The organism is Thermoactinomyces sp. CICC 23799 (genome assembly GCF_016055145.1).
Taxonomy (GTDB): Bacteria; Bacillota; Bacilli; order Thermoactinomycetales; family Thermoactinomycetaceae; genus Thermoactinomyces; species Thermoactinomyces intermedius.
Window position 1 is genome coordinate 13,793 of record NZ_JAECVV010000002.1, and the last position, 24,759, is coordinate 38,551.

The 24,759-nt window shown below is 49.6% G+C and carries 26 protein-coding genes; 6 read left to right on the forward strand and 20 right to left on the reverse strand.

Annotated elements, in window-relative coordinates; translation table 11 throughout:
• Nucleotides 1-11: 11 nt before the first annotated feature.
• The 14 genes from I8U21_RS02490 to I8U21_RS02555 form a co-directional block, all read right to left on the reverse strand.
• Complete coding sequence (locus I8U21_RS02490) at nt 12-1,016, reverse strand: gluconeogenesis factor YvcK family protein (protein WP_232337459.1); 1,005 nt, start codon at nt 1,014-1,016, stop codon at nt 12-14.
• Nucleotides 1,017-1,018: 2 nt separating this feature from the next.
• Entirely contained in the window at nt 1,019-1,900 is an 882-nt protein-coding gene (gene rapZ, locus I8U21_RS02495; protein ID WP_181731621.1) for an RNase adapter RapZ, read from the reverse strand.
• A 34-nt stretch (nt 1,901-1,934) separates the two neighbouring features.
• Nucleotides 1,935-2,891: an ROK family glucokinase gene (locus tag I8U21_RS02500; protein ID WP_370527010.1), complete on the reverse strand. Its 957-nt coding sequence runs from the start codon at nt 2,889-2,891 to the stop codon at nt 1,935-1,937.
• 170 nt (nt 2,892-3,061) lie between these two features.
• Nucleotides 3,062-3,373 (reverse strand): thioredoxin family protein, encoded by a 312-nt coding sequence (locus I8U21_RS02505; RefSeq protein ID WP_370527011.1) that lies wholly within the window; start codon nt 3,371-3,373, stop codon nt 3,062-3,064.
• Between the two features lie 19 nt (nt 3,374-3,392).
• Nucleotides 3,393-5,069, reverse strand: a complete 1,677-nt coding sequence (locus tag I8U21_RS02510; protein ID WP_198053206.1) for a tetratricopeptide repeat protein — start codon at nt 5,067-5,069, stop codon at nt 3,393-3,395.
• A gap of 390 nt (nt 5,070-5,459) precedes the next feature.
• Nucleotides 5,460-6,077 carry a bifunctional phosphoribosyl-AMP cyclohydrolase/phosphoribosyl-ATP diphosphatase HisIE gene (gene hisIE / locus I8U21_RS02515; RefSeq protein ID WP_181731411.1) on the reverse strand — a complete coding sequence of 206 codons (618 nt, stop codon included), beginning with the start codon at nt 6,075-6,077 and terminating at the stop codon, nt 5,460-5,462.
• A complete protein-coding gene (gene hisF / locus I8U21_RS02520; protein WP_181731410.1) occupies nt 6,074-6,832 on the reverse strand; it encodes an imidazole glycerol phosphate synthase subunit HisF in 759 nt (252 codons plus the stop codon). Before hisF ends, hisIE begins: the two co-directional genes overlap by 4 nt.
• Nucleotides 6,829-7,569 (reverse strand): 1-(5-phosphoribosyl)-5-[(5-phosphoribosylamino)methylideneamino]imidazole-4-carboxamide isomerase, encoded by a 741-nt coding sequence (hisA, locus tag I8U21_RS02525; RefSeq protein WP_198053207.1) that lies wholly within the window; start codon nt 7,567-7,569, stop codon nt 6,829-6,831. Before hisA ends, hisF begins: the two co-directional genes overlap by 4 nt.
• Nucleotides 7,566-8,183, reverse strand: a complete 618-nt coding sequence (gene hisH, locus I8U21_RS02530; protein WP_198053208.1) for an imidazole glycerol phosphate synthase subunit HisH — start codon at nt 8,181-8,183, stop codon at nt 7,566-7,568. Before hisH ends, hisA begins: the two co-directional genes overlap by 4 nt.
• The gene (gene hisB, locus I8U21_RS02535; RefSeq protein ID WP_198053356.1) at nt 8,183-8,761 is read right to left on the reverse strand and encodes an imidazoleglycerol-phosphate dehydratase HisB; all 579 of its coding nucleotides are present in this window, start codon (nt 8,759-8,761) and stop codon (nt 8,183-8,185) included. Before hisB ends, hisH begins: the two co-directional genes overlap by 1 nt.
• Nucleotides 8,754-10,064 carry a histidinol dehydrogenase gene (gene hisD / locus I8U21_RS02540; protein WP_181731619.1) on the reverse strand — a complete coding sequence of 437 codons (1,311 nt, stop codon included), beginning with the start codon at nt 10,062-10,064 and terminating at the stop codon, nt 8,754-8,756. Before hisD ends, hisB begins: the two co-directional genes overlap by 8 nt.
• A complete protein-coding gene (gene hisG / locus I8U21_RS02545) occupies nt 10,064-10,705 on the reverse strand; it encodes an ATP phosphoribosyltransferase (RefSeq protein WP_181731407.1) in 642 nt (213 codons plus the stop codon). Before hisG ends, hisD begins: the two co-directional genes overlap by 1 nt.
• Nucleotides 10,690-11,862 (reverse strand): ATP phosphoribosyltransferase regulatory subunit, encoded by a 1,173-nt coding sequence (gene hisZ, locus I8U21_RS02550; protein WP_181731406.1) that lies wholly within the window; start codon nt 11,860-11,862, stop codon nt 10,690-10,692. The genes hisG and hisZ overlap by 16 nt, the downstream gene beginning before the upstream one ends.
• Nucleotides 11,863-11,946: 84 nt before the next feature.
• Nucleotides 11,947-12,525, reverse strand: coding sequence for a non-canonical purine NTP pyrophosphatase (locus I8U21_RS02555; RefSeq protein ID WP_181731405.1), 579 nt, complete (start codon nt 12,523-12,525; stop codon nt 11,947-11,949).
• A gap of 181 nt (nt 12,526-12,706) precedes the next feature.
• On the opposite strand from I8U21_RS02555, the gene I8U21_RS02560 reads away from it, so the two are divergent.
• From I8U21_RS02560 to I8U21_RS02570, 3 genes are all read left to right on the forward strand, one after another.
• Nucleotides 12,707-12,853: a hypothetical protein gene (locus I8U21_RS02560; RefSeq protein WP_181731404.1), complete on the forward strand. Its 147-nt coding sequence runs from the start codon at nt 12,707-12,709 to the stop codon at nt 12,851-12,853.
• Nucleotides 12,854-13,129: 276 nt separating this feature from the next.
• Nucleotides 13,130-13,483 (forward strand): EthD family reductase, encoded by a 354-nt coding sequence (locus tag I8U21_RS02565; protein WP_198053209.1) that lies wholly within the window; start codon nt 13,130-13,132, stop codon nt 13,481-13,483.
• 146 nt (nt 13,484-13,629) lie between these two features.
• Complete coding sequence (locus tag I8U21_RS02570) at nt 13,630-14,742, forward strand: quinone-dependent dihydroorotate dehydrogenase (protein ID WP_181731402.1); 1,113 nt, start codon at nt 13,630-13,632, stop codon at nt 14,740-14,742.
• 18 nt (nt 14,743-14,760) lie between these two features.
• On the opposite strand, the gene I8U21_RS02575 is transcribed toward I8U21_RS02570, so the two are convergent.
• Nucleotides 14,761-14,970 (reverse strand): RNA chaperone Hfq, encoded by a 210-nt coding sequence (locus I8U21_RS02575; protein ID WP_181731401.1) that lies wholly within the window; start codon nt 14,968-14,970, stop codon nt 14,761-14,763.
• 185 nt (nt 14,971-15,155) lie between these two features.
• On the opposite strand from I8U21_RS02575, the gene I8U21_RS02580 reads away from it, so the two are divergent.
• Both I8U21_RS02580 and I8U21_RS02585 read left to right on the forward strand, forming a co-directional pair.
• On the forward strand, nt 15,156-16,658 hold the full coding sequence (locus I8U21_RS02580; protein ID WP_181731400.1) for a golvesin C-terminal-like domain-containing protein: 1,503 nt from the start codon (nt 15,156-15,158) through the stop codon (nt 16,656-16,658).
• 70 nt (nt 16,659-16,728) lie between these two features.
• Nucleotides 16,729-17,037, forward strand: a complete 309-nt coding sequence (locus I8U21_RS02585) for a YolD-like family protein (protein ID WP_181731399.1) — start codon at nt 16,729-16,731, stop codon at nt 17,035-17,037.
• A 35-nt stretch (nt 17,038-17,072) separates the two neighbouring features.
• Here I8U21_RS02585 and I8U21_RS02590 read toward each other — a convergent pair whose 3' ends face one another.
• The 4 genes from I8U21_RS02590 to lgt all read right to left on the reverse strand — a co-directional run bounded on the left by I8U21_RS02590 (nt 17,073) and on the right by lgt (nt 22,866).
• Nucleotides 17,073-20,639, reverse strand: a complete 3,567-nt coding sequence (locus I8U21_RS02590; protein ID WP_198053210.1) for an efflux RND transporter permease subunit — start codon at nt 20,637-20,639, stop codon at nt 17,073-17,075.
• Nucleotides 20,640-20,806: 167 nt separating this feature from the next.
• A complete protein-coding gene (locus tag I8U21_RS02595; RefSeq protein ID WP_181731397.1) occupies nt 20,807-21,292 on the reverse strand; it encodes an acyltransferase in 486 nt (161 codons plus the stop codon).
• Nucleotides 21,293-21,301: 9 nt separating this feature from the next.
• Nucleotides 21,302-21,946 (reverse strand): pyrophosphatase PpaX, encoded by a 645-nt coding sequence (gene ppaX, locus I8U21_RS02600; protein ID WP_181731396.1) that lies wholly within the window; start codon nt 21,944-21,946, stop codon nt 21,302-21,304.
• 23 nt (nt 21,947-21,969) lie between these two features.
• Nucleotides 21,970-22,866, reverse strand: a complete 897-nt coding sequence (gene lgt / locus I8U21_RS02605) for a prolipoprotein diacylglyceryl transferase (protein WP_220214980.1) — start codon at nt 22,864-22,866, stop codon at nt 21,970-21,972.
• 286 nt (nt 22,867-23,152) lie between these two features.
• Between lgt and I8U21_RS02610 the strand changes: the two genes are divergently transcribed.
• The gene (locus I8U21_RS02610) at nt 23,153-23,356 is read left to right on the forward strand and encodes a hypothetical protein (protein ID WP_131470896.1); all 204 of its coding nucleotides are present in this window, start codon (nt 23,153-23,155) and stop codon (nt 23,354-23,356) included.
• A 39-nt stretch (nt 23,357-23,395) separates the two neighbouring features.
• Here I8U21_RS02610 and I8U21_RS02615 read toward each other — a convergent pair whose 3' ends face one another.
• Nucleotides 23,396-24,724: a purine/pyrimidine permease gene (locus I8U21_RS02615; RefSeq protein WP_181731394.1), complete on the reverse strand. Its 1,329-nt coding sequence runs from the start codon at nt 24,722-24,724 to the stop codon at nt 23,396-23,398.
• Nucleotides 24,725-24,759 lie beyond the last annotated feature (35 nt).

Below are 24,759 nucleotides of genomic sequence, written 5' to 3' on the forward strand. Positions count from 1 at the left end.
CATCCCTTCTTTTAACCACTTTGCCGCTTTTTCATGCGCTCATGTATCAAGCGGAAAATGTGTCCGCTGATCCGTTCGGCGTCATGGCGCAATACAGACTGATACAACAGCAAGTTATCGGCAACGACATGGCAGCCGAGACGGTGAATCTCTTTCATGTCCGGCAAAACCATCTTTTGGCCCCGTTCGGCATATTGCTGTTGGATGGCAAGCGGTGGGACCTCATTATTGATGATGACCACATCAAACAAGCGTTCACCAACGTGATCATAAATGGCTTGGATGTGATCACTGGCAGAAAACCCGTCAGTCTCCCCGGGTTGCGTCATGACATTGCAAACATAAATCTTGCAGGCATCGGACTTGCAGATCATCCGGCTCATGTCTTTGACCAGCAAGTTGGGAAGAATGCTGGTGTACAAACTCCCAGGCCCGACCACGATGCCATCCGCCGCCTCGATGGCTTCCAACGCCTCGGGAAGGGGATGCGGATCAGGCGGGTTTAAAAAAACACGGCGAATCGGCTTTCCGGTTTGCGGAATTTGCGACTCTCCCTCGACAATGCTTCCGTCCTTCATTTCCGCCATCAACACAACATCCTGCTCACTGGCAGGGAGAACCCGCCCGCGCACCGCCAGAACGCGGCTCATTTCTTTGACCGCTTGCGTGAAATCCCCCGTGATTTCTTTCATCGCGGCGATCATTAAATTCCCCAATGTGTGCCCTGCCAAACCATCCCCGTTTTTGAACCGGTATTGCAAAACACTTTCCAACAGAGGTTCCGTATCTGCAAGCGCAATCAAAACATTACGGATATCGCCGGGGGGAGGCATCCGTAAATCATTGCGCAGCCGCCCCGAACTACCTCCGTCGTCTGCCACGGTCACAATGGCCGTGATCTCAATGGGCAGCTTTTTCAAACCACGCAAAATAACGGACAATCCTGTACCGCCACCAATGCAAACCACACGCGGACGCCTAAATACATTCGAATTCAGGTTCTTCTTTGCCGACAATGCTATCCGCCTTTCTTCATGTCTCGATGTGCGATTCGACAATGCTCCTGTTTGTTGAAAGTCTGATACAAATGCTCTGCAATGGCCACAGAACGATGTTTTCCTCCCGTGCATCCGATTCCGATCACCAGTTGCGACTTTCCTTCCCGCGCATACCGGGGGATCAAAAACTCCAACAAAGTCGTCAACTTCTCCAGAAACTGTTTGGTTTCCGCCCACTTCATGACGTATTCGGCCACTTCGGGGTCCCGTCCGGTTTGCGGACGAAGGGAGTCAACATAATGGGGATTTGGCAAAAAGCGCACATCGAAAATAAGATCGGCATCGATGGGGATGCCATGTTTAAATCCAAAGGATACAAAGGTCACCATCATCTTGGCCGAATCTTTTTCCGAAATCATGACGGCGATTTTTTCCTTCAGCTCGGAAGGCTTCAAATCACTCGTATCGATGAGATAGTGTGCACGGCCCTTGATTTCTTCCAACAACTTGCGCTCTTTCAAAATGGCATCTAACGGCGTGCTGCCGGGATAAAGCGGATGGCGACGCCTCGTCTCCTTAAACCTTCGGACCAGTGTGTTGTCATCAGCGTCTAAAAAGATAATCCGGGGATGAATCCCGTGATTTTTCACCAACAGATCCAGTGAATCAAGCAAAGAAGAAAAAAACTCACGGCCTCTTAAGTCAATCACCACGGCCACTTTATGGTATTTGCTCTTCGATTCTTTCAGAAGCTCTGCAAATTTGGGCAGCAAGATCGGCGGCAAATTGTCTATGCAAAAGTAGCCTTGATCTTCCAAGCTTTGCATCGCTACGGACTTTCCAGCTCCGGACATACCGGTGATGACAACCATATTCACTTCTTGTTTTTTTTCCACGGCCATCACCTCTGAGGCAACCATTTCCTCTTATTATACATTATTTTCCCGTCCTTGCTAAAAGACCCGCAGCCCCGATGAATCCGGCTTGGTTGCCCAACCGCGCCAACTCAATCCGCACGCCTTGGCCGGCATTTTGTTGCACCTGCTTCCGGTAGTGGTTTTCCAAAGGCTTCAGCAAAGCATCCCCCGCCTTGGAAACACCGCCTCCGATGATAAACAGCGAAGGATTTACCACGACCGAAAGAATGGCCATCGCCCGGGCAAGCGCATCAACGGCCCTTTCCACTGTTGTCTTGGCCAGGGAATCTCCTTTTTCCGCTTCGGCGAAAATTTCTTTGGTTGACAATGTTCCGTTTTGAAGCGGAAGAACAAGCGAAGAGGTTTCCCCCGCCTCCACCGCTTCACGAACCAGCCGGACCATTCCGGTCGCCGATGCGATCGTCTCCAAACATCCGGCTCGTCCGCAGTTACACAACACCCCGTCCGGATCAATCGGAATATGCCCGATCTCCCCGGCAATGCCCCGGGCTCCGTGCAAAAGCTTGCCGCCGGCAATAATGCCTCCGCCCACACCGGTTCCGAGTGTGATCAACACCACATTTTGTTCGCCGGCACCGGCACCGGCCCATACTTCCCCAAGCGCGGCAACATTGGCATCATTATCAATCTTCACAGGAACTCCAAACGCCGACTCCAGCTGGTCACGAATCGGGACATCCCGCCAACCCAGGTTGGTCAAATACTTGACAACACCGCCGGGTATATCGAGAAAGCCAGGCAAACCCACACCCACTCCCCCGATTTCCTCCCACGGCACCCGGGTCTCTTGGGCCAAGTCCTGTGTATAGCGTACCATCCGGCGAATAACGCCGTCCGGGCCTTCTTCTTTTAGTGTAGGTTTTTCTATATCTTTGATCACATTTCCGTTCTGATGAACCAATCCGATTTTCATATTGGTTCCACCCAGATCGATTCCGACGAAATACTGCTTCACGTCCACACCCCTCATCGTTCCGGCTGGATTGATTCTTTTTTTTCAAAATGTTTCAATAGCTATATTTTTATTCATTTTATAATATCATGATTAATTTATGTCATCAATGTAGAACTAAACCGCCGGCAAACACCGGCGGTTTCGGATTCCAAATTCGAAGCTTTTCCTTTTTACACCTGGCTCAAAAAGCTTTCGATTTGTTCTTTTGTCTTGGCATGGCGACTCGGCAACCGGTCGACTTCTTTTCCGTCACGATAAACGATAAAGGTCGGGATTCCTTTTACATTGTATTCATCGGCAATTTCCCTGGATTCATCCACATCCAGCTCTGCAAATTCAAACCGCCCGGAAAAGCGTTCGGTGATCTCAGGCAAATCGGGCGCGATCCGTTTGCAATCAATACACCACTTTGCACTGAATTCCACCACTTTGTCCCCTTCTGCAATAAAGTCGTGAAAGCTTCCTTTGTCCACTTTTTTCACAACGATCCCTCCCTTTTCCTCAGGAAAAACATTCTTTGGCGATGGTTTCCAACTGTTTGGCAAGCCGGGATACCGTTGACATGGATACTTCATATTTTTTGGCCAGTTCACGCTGCGTCACGGCCACCCCGTGATATTTTGCCGTCAAATATTCCAGAGCCGCCGCCCATCCTTCCACTTTCCGGACTACCGAAAAGTCACGGTTTCTTGCAGCCCATTCGAACCACAACCGCTCGATCTCCTTACAGAGATGGGCGGTGGATGTTTCCTGAACATGCTCCAGACAGCATTCCAACACTTTTTTCCACTTATGATTCACTTCAATAACCGAAGGAAGGGTTTCTTCCGTTTCTCCGCTTTCCGTGCGGCTCAATTCGCGAAGCACCATTTGCGCCAACTCTTTCAATTCTTCGTCTTCTTCCGGCTGTGACACAAACTGCTTCAACAACTGTTTCACTTCATCATCCGAAAACCAGGTCAAAAACTTGATGACCTGCCTTTTCGTTTGATGATCGCCCCGGCTCAAAGCCCAGAAAAAAGCAGAGCGCAAAAGCAGATTGCTCTGTAATTGCTTGACAATCTCCTCATTGGGTCCGAACAGTTCCATCCGGTTTAATTGTTCTTCAAAAGGAAGCTGGTAATGATAAGGGAGCTTTGGCGGTTGATCCAGCTTTACCCATTGGTCCATATGTTTGTAATAGAAAGCCGCAATCGCTTCCCTGCCTTCGAGATTCATTGCCTTTTTCCAATATTGCCGGGCTTTTTCAAAGAGACCGCAGTTCCAAGCCGCAACCGCCGTGTAATGGTAAAGTCCGGGTTCCTGAATCCCGTCAACTTTCAAAAGGCGGGAAAACAATGCGTACGCCACTTCATGTTCTCCCAAAATTCCCAGCGTGGTTGCCAATTTATAAGTATTTTCCTGATGAAACGGAACCAGTTTTTTCAACATATCAATAATGGCCCGTTCCTTTTTTTCGTCACCGAGATTCCGGGACAAAACCGCCAGATTGCACAATGCATGCAGATTATTGGGATCGATCTTCAGCACATGTTCAATCAATCCCGTCGCCTTTTCCAAGTCCCCCGTGTAATAATAAGCCAACGCCAGATTGTTTTTCGCCGCCAAAAACTCCGGATGCGCCTCGGAAATTTCTTCGAGCAGCTGTATGGCCTGCAGAAATTTCCCTTCTTCCAAATAACCGCGTGCTTTTTCATGATCCTCAACATAACCGGGCTGGTTCACCGGCTTCCATTCTTTTGGGGGACGTCCGAGCTCCTGGGCAATCATGTAAAGCATTTCTTCTGCTTCTTCTGCAAAGTCTCCGTAAGGGTCCAGGCTCAAATATTGCAACAAGTATTCTTCGGCCAGTTCCAAATCGCCCATGTTGGCCGCGTTATTCGCCATATAAAACCAGCATTCATATAAATCAGGATCCACTTCTTCCAAAACGGACATCAGCACTTGATTGGACTCTTCAAAGCGCCCCAGTTCCGAAAGAATGCCGGCCAGGTTGCAGTGATTCACCGGATTTCCCGGTTCCTTTTCCGTCGCCAAACGAAAATATTTGACCGCTTTGTCGTAACGGTGGCGGTCAAGGTAATATAAAGCCCGTTCAAAGAAAAAACCGGCATCCATCCGCAAACGGATGACCTTTTTATTTTTTTGGCGGTCTGCTCCGGCCTGTGATTTTCTCATGAATTTCCCCTCCACCCAGCACAATGTTTTCGCCAGGCTGGTGTGTGGTTTTTTGGTAGTATACCAAATTCGTATCATTCTCAGGGTGCTTGTCAACGATTTGACATAAAATGATGCAAATACAGAAATAAATTTCAAAACCCGAACAAGAAAGCCATGAAAGAAGTTGTTTCATTATTTTATTCAATTATAGCGCAAACACAAGGGGATCACCAAGAATCCTAGCAAAAAAATGGATAATATTTCTAAACGGATCCGACAAATTTTAACAGCCATCTTTTTAACATGGATCCATTTAAATATTACAACAAAACATCGATATATGGAGGGTCACAAACAAAATAAAAACAAGGGAACGCACGCTCCCTTGTCTGAATGCTTAAATATTTGCTATTGATTCCGGTCTTTTAATACACGAAGCACCTCATCCAGAGGCAATTTTTGTTCCCGCAACAAAACAAACAAGTGATAAAGGAGATCAGCCGTTTCATTGCTCAACTCTTCGGCGCTGCGGTTTTTGGCGGCAATGATCACCTCGGAAGCTTCCTCACCGACTTTTTTCAAGATCTTGTCCAATCCTTTGTCAAACAAATAAGCCGTATAAGAGCCTTCGGGCCGTTCCGCTTCTTTTTTGGCAATCACCGATTCCAACCGATTGATAATCTGAAAACGGCCGGACAAGTCCGGATCTTCCGGTTGTTCCTCAAAACAAGAGTAGGTTCCTTGATGGCAAGACGGCCCCGCCGGAAGCACCTTCACCAAAATCGCATCCCTGTCGCAGTCCGCCTGGACAGACACCACTTCCTGCACATTTCCGGAAGTTTCCCCTTTATGCCAAAGTTGATTGCGGGAACGGCTGTAAAACCAGGCTTCCTTTGTCTTCAGCGTCAATTCCAATGCTTCGCGGTTCATATAAGCCAGGGTCAACACTTCTTTGCTGGCCGCATCCTGCAGAATCGCCGGCACCAGCCCTTTTTCATCAAATTGAATATCATCCGGATGGATCAACGCACATTCACCCCGTTTTCTTTTAAAGCCTTTTTCACTTGATCGATTCCGACTTCTTGAAAATGAAAAATAGAAGCCGCCAACGCCGCATCCGCTTCGGTTTCCAGAAACACTTCCACAAAATGCTCCACTTTGCCGGCCCCGCCTGACGCAATCACCGGGACGCCCGCTTTTTCGGCAATCAGCCGGGTCAGCGGCAGATCATAGCCGTTCTTGTGCCCGTCCCGGTCCATACTGGTCAGCAAAATCTCCCCGGCCCCTCTTGCGACGGCTTCCACGGCCCAGTCCACCGCCCGCTTATCTGTCCGCTTCCGGCCGCCGTGTGTATAAACAAACCAGTCTTTCTCCTCCGGGTCATACTTGGCATCAATGGCAATCACGACGCATTGGCGGCCAAACCGTTCGGCGCCTGATTCGATCAATTCGGGATTCAACACGGCAGACGTATTGACCGACACTTTGTCCGCTCCCGACCGCAAAATGTCATACATGTCTTCCTCCGTACGGATTCCCCCGCCCACGGTGAAAGGGATTCTCAGCTGTTCCGCTGCCCTTTTCACCACATCCAGCATGGTTTTGCGCCCCTCGTGGGAAGCGGAGATATCCAAAAAAACGAGTTCATCCGCCTGGTTCCGGTCATAATAAGCCGCCAGTTCCACCGGATCGCCCGCATCCTTTAAATCAACAAAAGAAACCCCTTTGACCACACGGCCGTCTTTGACATCCAAACAAGGAATGATGCGCTTGGTAATCATGAATTCGCCTCCTTTGTCACACGGATGGCTGACGGAAAGTGGATCGCACCGGTGTACAACGCTCTTCCGACAATGGCCCCCTTCACGCCTTCGTGTTGGTAAGAAGCCAATTGTTTCAGGTCCGCCACCCGGTGAACCCCCCCGGACGCGATCACCGTTTTCCCGCAGGCGGCCGCCAGATCCCGCACGGCCCCGATATTCGGCCCGGTCAGCATTCCGTCTCTAGAGATGTCTGTAAAGATAAACGTTTCCGCACCCCATTCACTAATTTGTTGTGCCAATTCCCCCGCTTTCACCCGGGATGTCTTCAGCCAGCCGTGGGTGGCGACAAATCCGTCCCTGGCATCCAAACCGATGGCAATATGTCCGGGATAAAGCTTCAATGCCTCTTTCACAAACGCCTGGTCATCAATGGCTGCGGAACCGATGACCACCCGGCGGACGCCCCAATTTAAAAGCCGCTCCAACCGCTCCATATTCCGGACGCCCCCGCCGATTTGAACCGGAACCGGAGAGGATTCCACAATCTTTTGAATGATGGAGGCATTTTCCATCCCTCCCGAACGCGCCGCATCCAAATCCACGATATGGAGCCATTTCGCTCCCTGATTGATGAACGTTTGTGCCACTTTCAGCGGATCTTCGCTGTACACCGTTTCCTGACGGTAATCTCCTTGTTTGAGCCGGACGCACTTGCCGCCCCTTAAATCGATGGCCGGATAGATGACAAAACTCATGATTTCCCCACCTTTTCACTGAGCTTGGCAAACCGTTCCAACAATTTGAGTCCCAGCTCACCGCTTTTTTCCGGATGAAATTGCATGCCGTAAATGTTTCCGCGAGTCACCACCGCCGCCACTGTCTGGTGGTAATCGGTGGTGGCAATCACATCTTCGGGATTGTCCGCTTGGACATGATAGGAATGGGCAAAGTAAACATGTCCTTCTTCCAACCCCTGAAATAAAGGATGCGGATGCTTGAAGCACAGCCAATTCCACCCCATATGCGGAATCCGGTAATCCCCTTCAAACCGGACCACGTGACCGGGCAGCAGATTTAATCCCTGATGATAGCCATGTTCATCACTGCTGGTGAACAACAATTGCATTCCCAGACAAATCCCCAAAACCGGTTTGTTCCGGCGGGCAGCTTCCTTGATCACCGCGGCCAGATCCCTTTGGGTCAGTTCATACATCGCCTTGCCGAACGCGCCTACTCCCGGCAGGATAATGGCATCCGCCTGAAGAATCGTTTCCCGGTCCGACGTAATGGCACTCTCATAGCCCATCCGTTCCAATGCTTTGGACACACTGTGCAAATTTCCCATTCCGTAATCGACAATGACAATCATCACAAGACTCCTTTCGATGAAGGAATTCCCTGTACGCGGGGATCGATCTGCACCGCATCATCCAATGCTCTCCCCAATGCTTTGAAACAAGCTTCGATCATATGGTGGGTGTTTTTGCCATAGTGAAGGATCACATGCAAAGTGATACGCGCTTCAAGCGCCAATTTCCAAAAGAATTCATGGACAAGCTCCGTGTCAAACCGCCCCACTTTCTCACTCGGAAATTCAGCACGAAATTTCAGATGGGGACGGTTGGACAAATCGACCACCACCTGGCCCAACGCCTCATCCATCGGAACAAAAGCATTCCCGTAGCGGCGGATTCCCCTTTTGTCCCCGAGCGCTTCCCGCAACGCCTGCCCCAGACAGATGGCGATGTCTTCCACGGTATGGTGATCATCAATATGGGTATCTCCTTTGGCTTCGACAAACAAATCAAATTTCCCGTGTTTTGCAAACAGATCCAGCATGTGTTCCAAAAACGGGACGCCTGTCTTCAAATTGGTTTGCCCCATCCCGTCCAATTGCAGGGCCAAAGAAATCTCGGTTTCCCTGGTTTGACGGGAGATGTTACTCATCCGTTTCCCTGTTTTCACCAATTCCCTCACCTTCCCTTTTCTTTGTCAGTCTCACCCGGACCGATTCGGCATGCGCCGTCAGGCCCTCTGCTTCCGCGAGGTACATCACTTTGTCCCCGTCACGGTAAAGCGCCTCCGGACTGTAGGAAATGACACTGGTCTTTTTCACAAATTGATCCACGCTCAGCGGAGAAAAAAAGCGGGCCGTTCCGCTGGTCGGCAAAACATGATTGGGCCCTGCCCAATAATCCCCCACCGGTTCCGGACTGTGTTCGCCCAAGAAGACGGCACCTGCGTGTTTAATCTTGGCCAGCCAATGCCATGGATCGCGAACCATCAGTTCCAGATGCTCGGGCGCCAGCTGATTTGCGGTTGACACCGCTTCTTCCATATCTTTCACCAGACAAACGGCGCCAAAACTTTTGATCGATGCTTCCGCAATTTCGCGGCGCGGCAACCGGCGGCATTGCCTTTCCACTTCTTCCGCGACGCGTTCAGCCAAATCGCGGGAAGGAGTGATACACACAGCAGAAGCCATCCGGTCATGTTCCGCCTGGGAAAGCAGATCAGCTGCCACATAAACCGGATCCGCCGATTCATCCGCAAGAACCACAATCTCGCTCGGGCCGGCGATGCTGTCAATATCCACTTGGCCGAACACTGCCCGTTTCGCCAACGCCACATAAACATTGCCGGGCCCCACAATTTTGTCCACACGGGGAATGCTTTCCGTTCCATAAGCCAAAGCGGCAACCGCCTGAGCCCCTCCGACCCGGAAGATCCGGTCCGCTCCGGCAATTTTTGCCGCCACCAGCGTCGTTTCATACACCTTCCCGTTTTCCAGCGGGGGCGTCACCATGATCACCTCGTCGACACCGGCGGTTTTGGCCGGAATCACATTCATTAACACGGATGAGGGATAAGCGGCTTTCCCTCCCGGCACATAAACTCCGACCTTTTCCAAAGGGACGACTTTTTGTCCCAGAACGGTTCCGTCTTCCTCCGTAAAAAACCACGACTGTTGCCGCTGGTGTTCATGAAACTTCCGAATGCGACGGGCCGCTTCGGTCAATCCCCGGACCAACGCCGGATCCGCCTGCTCCATGGCTTCTTCCATTTCTTCCGGCCCCACTTCCCATTTTTGAACGTCGGCACCGTCGAACTGAAGCGTGAAGGTACGCAGGGCTTCATCGCCTTTTTTCCGGACCAGGTCAATGATCTCTTGCACCGCTGACAATGGTTCTTCCGTTTCGGCTCCGGCCCGTTTAAGACGTTTTAAATCCTCCCGCGAGACAATTTTGATCACAGGTTCCCCTCCTTTTCAATCACGCGTTCCAAATCCCCCAGGATCTTTTGGATCCGTTTATTTTTTAAACGGTAACTTCCTTTATTGGCAATCAACCGCGAAGTAATGTCGGCAATACAACACCACTCCACCAACCCGTTTTCCTTCAGTGTCCGGCCTGTGGAGACAATATCGACAATCCGTTCCGCCAATCCGATGATCGGAGCCAGTTCGACCGATCCGTGCAGGCTGATAATTTCCACCTGCTGTCCCTGTTCTTTGAAATATTGTTCTGCAATCCGCGGATATTTGGTTGCCACCTTCGGATGAGGGGAAAGAGTGGAATCCGGCTTCCCGGCCACGGACATCCGGCAGGGGCTGATTTTCAAATCCAGTAATTCATAAACATCGCGGGACTGCTCCATCAGTACATCTTTCCCGACCACACCGAGGTCCGCCACTCCATATTCCACATAGGTCGGGACATCCATCGGCTTGGCCAAAAAAAAGGTCAACTCGTTTTCCGGCACCGACACCACCAGTTTTCGCGAATCCAGATCATCCGCTTTCGGAACCGGCAAGCCGGCTTGTTGAAACAGGTCAAAAGCTTCTTCCATCACCCGCCCTTTGGCCATGGCGATCGTTAACACGTGGACCACTCTCCTTCACCGGCGATCGTCAACACTTCATCCACATCCGGTGTCCGGTCTGCCCGGCTTTCCACCGGCTGCATGATCACCGCACAACCTTCCTCCCGCAAGGAACGTACTTTCCGGTAAGCCTCCTGCTGCAAATGAGGTTCATAAAAGACCGCGATCCGTTTCGGCGATACCGGTTTTAACGGACTGGCCTCCAGCAGGCGGTCGGTATTTAAAGCAAAACCGGTTGCCGGAAGATCGGTGTGGAACGATTGATACAACTGGTCATACCGTCCTCCGCTGACGAGGGGAAATCCCATCCCTTCCGCATAGCCTTCAAAATAAACGCCGGTATAATAACCGAGACTTCCCACCAAGCTCAAATCCACTTTCACTTGCGACATGCAGCCAAAGATCTGCAACTGGTCCCAAACCCGTTTCAGATAACAAAATTTATCCCGCACTTCTTCCGTTTTGGCCGACGCGGACAGTTTTTGCCAATCTTTCCCTTCCAGGCCGGGTTTGGTCAGCTCCATGATTTCTTTCCGTTCTTCAAGGGAAAGATCCAACTCCTCCAGAATGCGGCGAAATGCAACCAAATCCCTGACTTCCAATGTTTCTTTCAACTTTTCAATCGCTTCATCCCGATGAATCCGTTCCCTTAAAAATCCTTCCAAAAGTCCGACATGGCTGAGTACGATGGTCGGAGCGCCGATGCCGCAAGCTTGGAGCGATTCCACGGCCAACGCGATCACTTCCCCGTCGGCTTCCGGCCCGGCCTGTCCGACCAGTTCCACCCCCGACTGAAATTTTTCGCTGTTTCGACCTGCTTCCTTTTCTTGGGCGCGGAAAACCGTCCCGTGATAAAACAGGCGCAACGGCAAAGGCTCCCTTTTTAAAACTGAAGTCACCAGCCGCGCGATCGGAGCGGTCTGGTCGGGACGCAAAACCAACAAATTCCCGTCCCGGTCCATGCATTTAAACATCCGCGAAACGGGAATCTGGCTGGATTGTCCCACTGTATCAAAAAATTCCAAGGCCGGTGTGCAGACTTCCTGATAGCCCCATTTGACAAATTGCTCCCGGACCCGGTCTTCCAACAAACGTTTCTTTTCCGCAATAAGCGGCGGAAAATCCCGAAAACCCATTGGTTTTTCAAATGTCTGCGGTTTGGTCATCGTACTCCCCTTCGCTTTACTTTATCTTATTAAATCGATAATGAATTAAAGGATCGTTTCAAGTAGTATAACATGAAGCACTTCTTATTGACTAGTGTTTTGTTTTTTCTCTTTCAACCATTCGGCCAAACCAACCAATGCTTTGCGGCGGTAAGAATAAGTCTGCCATTCTTCTTCGGACAGCTCACTCAGCACCCGCGACTCCCCTTCCGGAATAAAAATCGGGTCATAGGGAAAGTCGGTGACGGGACTTTCCGGTTGGTCGATTTGCTCAATGATGTGCCCTCTGGTTTCTCCGCTGAAGATCTTCATTTCCCCGTTGAAGCAGATGCCGACCGCTCCCCGGAACCAGGCTTCCCTCCTTTCCCCGTGCAACAGTTTGCGGATTCCTTTGTAGCCAATCCGCTCATAAATCCGTTTGGACAAAATCCCGGGGAAATCTTTGTAAGCAGCAAAATAGATCCCGGCATCATCCACCATGAATTGGTCCAGCCCTTGTTTGCGGACTTGTTTCAATTTGGCCCGGGCCGTTTCTTCCACCGTTCCCTTATCCGGTTCCACAAAGGAAACCGTCTTCTGCTCCACGTCAATTCCGTAAGGCGCCAGGATTCCTTTCGCTTCTGCCACTTTTGCTTTGTTTTGAGTCACGAAAAAAAGTTTCATGTTTTCCCCTCCGATGGTTCGATCTGACTTTGATTTTTTCTCATTTTAACGCGAATTCTCTTGCACCAGTAATATAAATAATACACTGCCATCCACATTATTTTTTTCAAAAAAGACATAAACGATCGGTTCAATGCGAATAAATACAATAGAGACTTGAACAAGGAAGAGGCGAAAGCGAATGGGCTACTTGGGACTCTCTTTCCTGGCAACCGGAATCGTTCTGGAACTGATCGGAATCTTTCTGGTCTATCGGGGAAAAAACCGATCATTGGAACCCATTATGATGGGCCTCGTTTTCCTGTTGGTTGGAATGATTTCCATATAAAACCGCTATTTAAAAAACAAAGCTTTTTTGCGATTTTTTGAAAGCGCTTACAAATAACGTCGGATTTTAACGATCTCTTCTTTTTGCTGTAACAAATTTGTGATAAAAACCATGAAATCATCTTGAAAAGATTCGATTAATTCTACACAATGATTAATAAAGGTATTAAAATTGAATTATTGGGTTTAAGTAATGAACTTATCTGTTAATTATCATTTACTTATTTCCGATCAAATATATTTCCAGAAAGATATAAGGAAAGAGGGGTTTTTATTTATGTATAAGATCATTGGTTACTACAAAAGAAAAGATGGAATTGAAGAGTTTGCAGAGGGATTAAAAAATACATTGATCCCGAGAATCTTAAAAATCCACGGTGTAATTAAAGTGGAAGTGACAGACTTGATGGTTTCCAACAGCAGCCCGACCGATGTGACACCGGATAACGATTTTGCTTTAATGTGCGAAATTTACTTCGCAAGCCCCGATGCCCTGCAAAAAATCCTGGCCAGCGAAGAAGGACAAGCTGTTGCCCAAAGCTGGATCAACGATGCAGCCGATTATCTGGTAGCCTATGTAGGGAAAGAAGAAGTTTACAGAGCGAACCTTTTCACCAATTTAAATTATTGATTACATATGACGGACGATCCCCTCTGTTTTGAAAACTCTTGATACACATTCTGCTGACTGGCCGGTATAAGCCAGTCAGCTTTTTTTTGTCCACCCCTTGTGGTATGCTACCTTCAGATATTTGCGGTAAAGGAGAAGTCACACCCATGAACTACCAGTTATTTCGCAAAGTATTGTTTCGGATGGATCCGGAAACCGCCCACAACTGGACCGTCCGGGGATTGAAATGGATGCAGTCTGCTTCCCTGGTTCAAAAGACCGTCTCCAAACCATTTTCCGTCCAAGATCCGCGCCTTGCCTCCGAATTATGGGGAATTTCTTTTCCAAACCCGGTGGGGATGGCGGCCGGATTTGATAAAAATGCCCATGTTTATCCGGCCCTTGCCGCCTTGGGATTCGGGTTCGTGGAAGTGGGCACCCTGACTCCCCGTCCGCAAAGCGGGAATCCCCGACCCCGGCTGTTTCGCCTTCCGGAAGATGAAGCCGTGATCAACCGGATGGGGTTTAACAACCACGGGGTTGCCGCGGCGAAGGAATCCTTTGAGCGGTTGGGGCATCCCGCCATTCCGGTCGGCATCAATTTGGGCAAAAACAAAGACACCCCCAATGAAAAAGCAGTGGAGGATTACACCCTGGGGCTCAAAGAACTGTATCCGTACGGGGACTATTTTGTGATCAATGTCAGCTCCCCCAACACCAAAGGGCTTCGCGACCTCCAGCACATCGAGGCATTGCAGTCGTTATTGACGGCAATGATGAACCAACGAACGGAATCGGAAGAAATCCATCAAAAAAGAAAGCCCGTGCTGTTGAAGATCGCTCCGGACCTTGAAATCGAAGCATTAAAAGAAATTGTCTCCACGGCGGTTTCCTTGCGGATTGACGGCATCATCGCTACCAACACCACATTGTCCCGCCAAGGATTGACCGCCCCGGCCCAAAATGAAAACGGGGGTTTGAGCGGAAAGCCTCTGCGGGAAAAATCCAACGAAATGATCCGCCACATTTATTCCGTGACACAAGGCAGCATTCCCATCATCGGTTCGGGAGGCATTTTTACGGGACAACATGTGATCGAAAAACTGAAAGCGGGGGCCAATCTGGTTCAAATCTATACCGGCATGATTTATGAGGGACCCGGGATCGTCAAGAAAATCAACCAGGAACTGCTTGCTCAGATGGAAAAAGAACAAATCAGCCATTTTACCGAATGGATCGGCCAAGACTTGCACGAAACAAAAAGACGGGTTCCCTTGTAAAAGCCCGTCTTTTTCCTGTCAAACCATTTCAGGTGGCTTTGGCATTTCAATGGTGCTGACCATCTTCTTGGAGATGACAAACATTTCGCCTTCCACCTCGATGGAAATGGTGTATTTGTCAAAATCGTTAACCTTCCCTTGATATTGGTATCCGTTGACCAAATATATTTTGACGGTATCCCCCTTTTCCTTTAATTGGCTCAATATTTGGTCTTGTTCTCGGTTCATCCCCTGTCACTCCCCTTTCTCTCTTTCCTTGTTTCTTTTTCTTACATTTAAATCCTTCCTCCGGCCGCTGCTTTTTTATATAGAATATTATTCATTTTTAAAATGAAAAGATTGTTATGAAAAATAAAATAGCTATATAATTAAAGATAGAGAATCACTCCAGACATAAAAAGGGGGAATCCGGTGTGAGGAGAATTTTGGGGATCTCGCTTCTTCTTTTCAGCATGGTCTTTTTCAGTTTCAGTCCGCCGGTCAGCTTTGCAGCCGACGACCACTTTCAGCCGGGAACTTTATATGAAACGTTCCGGCAGGCGGCCAAGGAATTTCAAGTTCCCGATGAAATTTTGCTGGCTGTCAGTTATGCCGAAACCCGCTGGCAAGACCATCACGGACAACCCAGCCAGCTCAACGGCTACGGGTTGATGCACCTGGCCGACAACCCGTCCAACCAATCATTGAAAGAAGCCAGCCGCTTATTGAATCTCCCCGAATCCACACTGAAAACGGATATCAAACAAAACATCCGGGGTGGCGCGGCCGTTTTGGCCGAACTGGCCAAGGAAAACAATCAGGGACAAATCCCGCAAAATTTGGCTGACTGGTATACCACCGTGGCCGATTACAGCGGGTCGTCCTCCGAAGTGGCTGCCAAATGGTATGCCGATGAAGTTTTCAAAATCATCAATGAAGGCGCACAACGGGTGATTGACGGGGAAGATGTTTTCATTCTGCCGACCCCGGTGACACCTCATACAGGAAAGTATGAACAAGTGGAAAAGCAATTGGAAAAACAGGCAACGCCCGATTACCCCGGTGCCAAATGGGTGGCTGCATCCAGTTCCAACTATACGGCGGCCAATCGCGAAAGCGACGGCAATTCCATCGACTATGTCATCATTCATACGACTCAGGGTTCTTACAGCGGCACGATCAGCTGGTTCCAAAATCCGGCAGCCAGCGTCAGCGCCCACTATGTGATCCGCTCCAGTGACGGAGAGATTACCCAAATGGTCCAAAACAAGGACATTGCATGGCATGCGGGAAACTGGAACTACAACGTTCACAGCATCGGGATCGAACATGAAGGATATGTCAGCGATCCGGCTTGGTACACAGATGCCATGTACCGCGCTTCAGCCAACCTGACCCGCTGGTTATGTGACCGGTACGGCATTCCCAAAGACCGCAGCCATATCATCGGACACAGTGAAGTACCGGGCGCAACCCATACCGATCCGGGTTCCAACTGGGATTGGAATTACTATATGTCTTTGATCAACCAGTCTCAGGAACTCGTTTATGACAACACCGGCGCAAAAATGGCCAGCGACGCATGGGGGACCAGCACTTGGAATTCCCAAAAATACGGAAGCAACTATCATTTTGCCGAACCGGTGCTTGCCAGCGACCCTTTCTGGTACCAAATCAATATCCCTTCCTCCGGAAACTATGATATTTACGGCTGGTGGCCGGCCAACAGCGGCTATAACTCCAACACGCCTGTGATCATCAAAACATCTTCCGGCAACCAGACGGTTTATGTCAACCAGCAGCAAAACGGAGGCAAATGGAACTATCTGGGCCGTTTTCACATGTCACAAGGCACCGATTATAAAATTGCCGTATCCAGATGGTCATCCGGTTCCGGTTATGTGGTGGCCGATGCCTTCAAGTTGATTAAACAATAAATTTTTCTCTGTTCCTCCTTGAATACGAACTTGTGTTCGTGTATGATCATAAACAAGGAGGCGGAGAAAGATGCTGGCAGCTTCTTTTCACAAATGGTATGAAACCCAGCGGCATAACATGGTCACCCACAGGCCGGCCGCAACCTACCATCCCCCCGCAATGGACGAAGACGAGCGTCAATACATGACCTTTTTGCTGGAAGAAGCTTATGAATTGCAAAAACCCGTCATCGTGATCTATGCGGGGAAATATTCACCCCTTCAGTTTTACGGACGCATTGAAAAAATCCATCCGTATGAAGAATGGTTCATCATGGCCAATGGCGAATGGAAGAAAAAAATCACCTTTGATCAATTGATCGAGGTGGACCCGTTATAAAAAATCCCCCGGGACATCATGCCCGGGGGATTTGGTTATGCTTCCGCCTGCTGACTTCTTTTGGACTGCCTTCTTTCTTGCAATTGGGAGAGGAAAAGATAAACGATCGGAACAATAAACAACGTCAAAAACGTGGACGAGGCAAGCCCTCCGATCACCACAATCGCCAACCCTTGCGACATGGCGGCACCTTCTCCATACCCGAGAGCCAGCGGCAACAAGGCGAAAATCGTGGCAAAAGCCGTCATCAAAATCGGACGCAGACGGGTTTCCCCCGCTTCCAACAACGCATCCACGGTATTGTGCCCGCGTTTTTTCATCTGTTGCACACGATCCACAAAGACGATCGCATTGGTGACCACGATCCCGATCAACATCAATGCCCCGATCAAAGCCGGCGCACTGATCGGCTGACCGGCAATCCACAGACCGAGCAAACCGCCGATGACGGCATACGGAAGAGAGAACAAAATGGTAAAGGGTGCCGTGGCTTCCCCAAATGCAATCAACATGACCACATAAACGGAAAAGACCGCGACAATCATGGCTTTCCCCAGATCGGCAAAGCTTTCATTCATTTGTTCGATATCCCCGCCCAGTTTGACCGAAACGCCTTTCGGGATCGGGGTGCCGTCAATTTGCGCTTGAATGTCTTTGGAAACGGCTCCGGTGTCCTTCACAGTGACATCCCCGGAAATGGTGGCAGCCAACTGCCCGTTCTCTCTTTTGACGGTCACCGGTCCTTCTTCCACTTTGACGGTGGCAATGTCTTTGAGCGGAACCAGTTCACCGGCGGAAGATAAAATCCGGATTTCTTTCACCTTATCCACCGAGTTGACTTCATCTTGTTCCAATCCCAATTTCACTTCTTGCGATTCGTTTCCTTTCTCTATTTCAAAGATTGTATCCGCCTGCAACAAGCCGCGGACACTGGCGGCGACTTGTTGGGCCACCAAGCCTTTTTTGGCGGCTTTGGCATCATCCACTTCAATGGTGACGATTTTCTTCTGTTCACTCAAATTGTTTTCCACATTGGCAAGGCCGTTCACTTTTTGAATTTTTGCCGTCAATTGGTTGGTCAATGTCCGGATCTTGTCCATCGAATCCCCGGTAATCACCACTTCAATGGAGTTGGTAGCGGGATTGATGCTGTTGACTTCACTGACATTCACGACAGCATTCTGATCCACCGCATTCAATTCCTTGCGGACGTTTTCCAAAAAGGTGTCCAGCTCGGTGTCATCCGCCAAGGTGACGAACATGGAAGCGCGGTTGCTGCTGCCCGCCGATCCGTCATTGGCCATCATCTGGCCGCTCATGTTCCCGACCGAACTGCTGATCGTTTTCACTTCCGGGTGCTGTTTCAACTTTTGCTCCATTTGTTCGGCGACTTGATTCGTTTTTTCCAAATTCGTGCCGGAAGGCATCTTCAATTCGATGCTCATCGCTTTTTCTTTATCGGAAGGAAGGAAAATGGTTCCGATCAAAGGAACGAGCGCAAAACTTCCCAGCAACAATAAAGTCGACCCGACCAAAACGATTTTTTTATGATTCAAGGACCAGCGCAACGCTTTTTTGTATTGTTCCGCCAATCGGCTTCTTGTCCGGTCTCTCTTCAACGGCTTTCCGTTTAAGGCCAGCAATTTCGCCAAGACCGGAACAATGGTGACAGCCACCACCAGCGAGCACAAAAGCGATATGGTCACCGTCAGCGCAAAGGGATAAAAGACTTCCCCGATAATCCCTTCAATCATCCCGAGCGGAACAAACACCGCAACCGTCGTCAACGTGGAGGAAGTAATGGCTGAAGCAACCTCTTTGGTCGCCAACCGGATCAATTCAGATGTGCGCTCCACTCCCTTCATCAGGTGGCGGTAAATGTTTTCGATCACGACAATGCTGTCATCGACCACGCGTCCGATGGCCACTGTCATTCCGCCAAGGGTCATGATATTGAGGCTCACATCCGCTTGTTTCAACAAGATCAAGGTTGCAAAAACAGACACCGGAATCGAAACAATCGAAATCAATGTCATGCGCACATTCCGTAAGAACAGAAGAATCACAACCGAAGCAAACAGAGCCCCGAGCAATCCTTCCCGCATCATGGAATGGATGGACATTTTGACACTGTCCGACTGGTCGAACAACTCCATGAATTGAACGTCTTTATTGGTTTTTGCCAGCTGATCCAGTTGCGCATTCACTGCATCCGCCGTTTCCACCACGTTATCATCCGGATTTTTGATGACCTCCACATTGATGGAGGGTTTCCCATTGGTCCGGGTGATCATGGATTGACCTTCTGCTGATTCCGTAATGGTGGCGATGTCCTGAAGTTTGACGGTTTTGATTTCCGGTTCTTTCATTTCCGGTTTTCCGGTACCGGCAGAAGTTTTTCCTTGTGCAGCCGGCATTTTAACCGATTGGCCGTTTCCTTTCGGCACGGCTCCGGAGGATTTGGGCATCTTCGCCAGCATTGCTTGCAATTGTTTGCTCAGCGCCACCAGTTCGGCTTGTTTGGCCTTCAACTGTCCCTGCAACATGGCGATTTGTTGTTGCAGCTCCGGATTTTCAGGATCTTTTTGCAGTTGCTCCATCGCTTTATTTAACTCAATCTGAATCCCGATCATTTCGGCTTGGACTTTTTGGGTATGGGCCTGTACTTTCGCCAACTGCTGGGTTCCTTGGCTGACTTGGCCCAATCCTTGGCTCACCTGTCCCAATCCCTTGCTCATTTGTCCGAGCCCTTCGCTCAATCCTCCGACAGCTTGTCCCAAGCCGCCTACGGCTTGACCCAAGCTCTCCATGGATTGACCGATTTGGTTGAAGGCATCCTGCATGCCTTCCGTCGGATTGGTCGGAACGGTCAACTCAAAATTTTTCAAGTCTTCCACCGAAGTGATCTCTTGGTGAATGCGTACAGGCATATCCACATTACCGGTGTTTAAATCCCCCAGCGGCAAAGACATTTGGGCACTGGCCAAAGCTTGTTGCACTTGTTGCAAAGTGAGGTTATGTTTCTTTAATGCTTCCGGATTCAAACGGATGTATACCGCTTTGGGTCCTTCTCCTTTTACCTGTAATTCACCGACCCCTTCGATCGACTCCAGCTTGGGTTTCACCACATCTTTGACCCATTGCTCCAGTTCAGTGGCATTTTTCTTGTCACTGGTTACCGTGAAGTTAATCATGGGGAAGGTGTTGAATCCAAACCGGTTAAAGGTTGTATCCATCACATCGTCCGGCAAATCCAAACGATCCAGGGCGTCTCTCATTTGTTGCTGCGCCTTGTCCAGATCCGCGTCAAAATCAAATTGGGCAACCACCACGGAAGTGCTGTCTGCCGAGATGGATGTAACCTTGTCCACCCCTTTGACTCCCATGATTTCTCTTTCTATCGGCTTGGTCACCTCTTCGGCGATATCCTCAGGCGATGCCCCCGGATACGGGGTGACTGCGACAATCACCGGAAAGTTGATATCCGGCATGGCTTCCATCTTTAATTGGGTTGCTGTATAAACACCGCCACCGGTTACCAAAATGATCAATATCAACACTGCGGCAACGTTTCGCAGTGAAAAACGGGTCAACCAATTCACCTTGACTCCCCTTTCATATCACCCATGAATAATTAATCTGATTAAATAATAACTTCCCAGCGAATTTAAATATAGTGTATCTCACCGTTGTTCATATAAATTCCAATCTTTCATCCCATGAATGCCAAAAACCGGAATCGGATTCCGGTTTTTGGATCAATGCCTTATTAGTTTGTACTTTTAATCACTCTGGCCGGATTTCCTGCCACAAAAGTGCCGGGGGGCACATCTTTGGTGACCACGGAACCGGCTCCGACCACCGCACGGTCTCCAATCGTCACTCCCGGAAGGATGGTGGAATTGGCGCCAATCATCACATGATCGCCGATATACACATCCCCCAGCCGGTACTCATCAATCAAATACTCATGCGTCAAAATGGTGGTGTTATATCCGATAATCGTATTTTTCCCGATATGGATTTTATCCGGATACAAAATATCCATCATCACCATGAAAGCAACCGCCGTGCATTCCCCGATTTCGATGCCGGTCAGCTTGCGGTAAACCCGCCTTTTCAGCCCCATCCACGGCAAATATCGGGCCATCACGATCACGAGGGTGTTTTTAAACACTTTCCAAAAGGGAACCGTCCGGTATACCTGCCATAATGAATTGGGCCCGCTCACTTTGAATCGTTCCGTCTTGCGCATTTTGTCCGCTTACCCCTTCTCTGTATCCAAAATGCGAAGCAAATCACGCATATCGTGCAAGAAATACGCCGGTTCATACTTCTTCAGCTCTTCCGCATGAAGGCTCCAACCCACCGCTGCCGCATCGACCCCGGCTCGCCGGGCAGCCATCAAATCATAGCGGCTGTCTCCGACCATCAAGGCTTCTTCCGGAACCGCCTTCAACTGTTCCAAAGCCAGAAAAATCATATCCGGAGCCGGTTTTGCCTCGGGAGTGTCCCCGATGCACACGATCGTTTTCATAAACGGGGTCAGCTGAAACAGATCCAATCCTCTTTCCACCACGACCCGGCGTTTATTGGAAACCACCCCCATCACCACACCGGCTTGATCCAACGCTTGCAAAACCTCCCGGACATGGGGAAACGCTTCGGCATATTCATCATGATGCTTGATATTGTAAGCATGGTAGGTTTTCACCATTGCTTCGGCCTGGCCGGGATCAAAACGGCGCATCTGGTCGAGCAAAGGCTCCCCCATGATCTTCAGCACATCGTCCCGGGTGTACTTTCCGGGGCAATGCTGATTGAGCGTATGCATAAAAGAAGCAAGAATCAACGAATTGGTATTGATCAGCGTTCCATCCAGATCAAAAAGGACGACGGAATATTTCACGCTTGTTCCACTCCTTCGGGGATTTAAGCTTTTTTACTTTCATCGGCCTGCTTGGGGACGGCTTTGCTCATGCGCCGCCAAATGATGAGCCCCAGCCCCGACAAGACGCCGATCAGGCTCACCAACTGCGCGATGCGGATGTTCCCCCCGGTTAACATTCCCGGTTCGAACAACAGATGCATCGGGGACCAAAGCACGGCCAGCAGTTGTTCCAAAAAAGCGGGGCCGGAAAACGCAAGGCTGTCCGTCCGGAGGCCTTCAATGAAAAAGCGGCCCAGTGAATACCAGATCAAGTAGGAAAAGAAAATCTCGCCTTGCCGGATGCGAATCTTCCGTAAACCGATCAGTAAAAGGAATCCGGCCAAATTCCAGACCGATTCATACAGAAACGTCGGATGATAATACACACCGTAAATATTCATCTGCTCAATCAACCATCGGGGCAAATGCAAGCTTTCCAAAAAAGCCCGTGACACTTCCCCGCCATGGGCTTCCTGATTGATGAAATTTCCCCAACGCCCGATCGCCTGGCCCAATATGATACTCGGAGCCACAATATCCGCCATTTGCAAAAATGACAATCCATGCTTGCGCACAAATATGTATCCCGCTGTAAAAGCGCCGATCAATCCGCCGTGAATCGCCAGTCCGCCTTTCCAAACGGCAATGATGTCTCCCGGATGCATGGCATAATACTCCCACTCAAAAAGCACATAATAAAGCCGGGCGCCCACGATCGCTGAAGGCAGCACCCAGATCATCATGTCCAACAAAATATCCGGATCCAGCCCTTGGCGCTTTGCTTCCATTGTCGCCAACCACAAACCCAACATGGCTGCCGTCGCCATGATGATCCCGTACCAATGCACTTGGACCGGGCCGATGGAAAAGGCCACGGGATCAATCACCATAAACGTCATTCCCTTCATCCCCCTTCTTTCCCAAGCAGGAATCTCAACGGATCCATCCTTCCATTTTGGACAAATTTGGTCTTCATTGTAACCTAAAAATTTTTGCAAGGGAAATCCCGGCCGGATCAAGCGGTTTCCATCCGAAGCAGGATGGCCTGTCCAAAGCAACGTCATGAAAATTCCGGCGGACTTTCCATGCAGTATTTTTCAATTTTTTATCGAATTATTTATTATGGACATAAAAAGTCTGATTCATTAAAATAGTATACACAAATCATTGGAGGGATTTATTTTGTTGGCGTTCGATTTACACCGAGAAGAAGCAGAACGTTATGATTGTATGGAATGCGGAAACAGCCAAAGTGTGTATATCATGGGAGATCGCGGATTTTGCTCCACTCCCGGATGTTTGTCCAATGATCCCATCCAGTTTGTGTACCTTCCTCATTGGCGCAAGCCGAAAACTTGTCATGCCGATCGCGAAATCACGCTTGAGTAATAGATCACCACCGGCTGCTCCTGACCGAAGAAGCAGCCTTTATGCGTGGTTTGACACCTTTTTGAATGATTCCTCCCCACGCGGCCTCCAACATTGTTCCAGCACCAGACAGATCAGCATCCCCACCAGCAATCCGTTGCTCATCAGGGACTGAATCACCGGGGGAAAGTTTTGGAACACTTCGGAAGGAAGAAACATCATTCCCACCCCGGCCGACATGGTGATGCCCAAAATCTGAAATCTCCGCGAATCAAGCGCTTCTTTCAACACGCCTTTCAAACCGATGCCGAACATTTGCCCGAACGAAGCCAACAAGACCGCATAAGCCACTGGACCCGGCAATTGTGCAAAAAACGAGATAACGGGCGGAATGCAGGAAATGGCGATAACCCCGAGACAGGCTGCCAGGTAAGGACGTCTTCTCTTCTCGCCGGTCATGCTGACAAATCCGGCGGAAACCGTCAAAGGAACCATCCCGACCGTCGAAAAAAGGGAAGAAGCAAGCGTCGCCACCCCATTGACCGTTCCGGAACGGGACAACAACCCGGATTCCAAACGGTTCTTCCCGGACAACACTTGTTCCATGGCGGACACACTTGCAATCAAATTGGACAAAAGCAACAACACAATCACCAATACGGTTAAAATCATGTTCGGATCAAAAACCGGTGTTCCCCAGGCAAAGACGGACGGAAGGGTGACAAAAGAAGAAAAAGAAACCGGCGCCGCCGCATCATAACCCAGTCCTGCGAAACCGGCCCAACCTGCCGCAATGCCGATTAAGACCGCGTAATTTTTCATCCAGCCTTTTCCCCAAACGGAAAGAACCCACACCAAGACAAAAACCGTCACCGACACGAGCAACAATTTGCCCTCCAACGCGTCACGGCCTTGCCCGATCCCGAACATTCCCTGAAAGAACACACCGCTTAATTGGAGCGACAGCAGCATTAAAAAGGAACCGGTCACCAACGGGGTGAATAAAAACAGGATTTTCGGAAGCAAGCGGAAGGCGGAAATCACGATGATGATGACCCCGGCCATGATCATCGCCCCTTCCAACACGCGTAAGGTCTCCGAAAGACCGGCTTCACCGGCCCCGGCCATGGTTCCCATCACCGTGAACATGCCGAGCCAGATTCCCGCCGGGCCGTCTGCCAAAGGATAACGGTGTCCCAACCATCCCTGCAAAAAAGAAGTCAATCCGATCACAAAAAAAGTCCGCTGCATCAATCCGGCAACTTCTGCAGCAGAGAGATGGTAAAGCTGACCGATGACAACGGGAAGCGAAAGCGCATTGGCCAACAAGAAGACCACCCATTGTAAAAAGGAAAAACCCTCTTTCATCCATGCATTTATATTTTTCATCAAATTTTTCTTCTCCTCCTCCCGGATTCAACCCG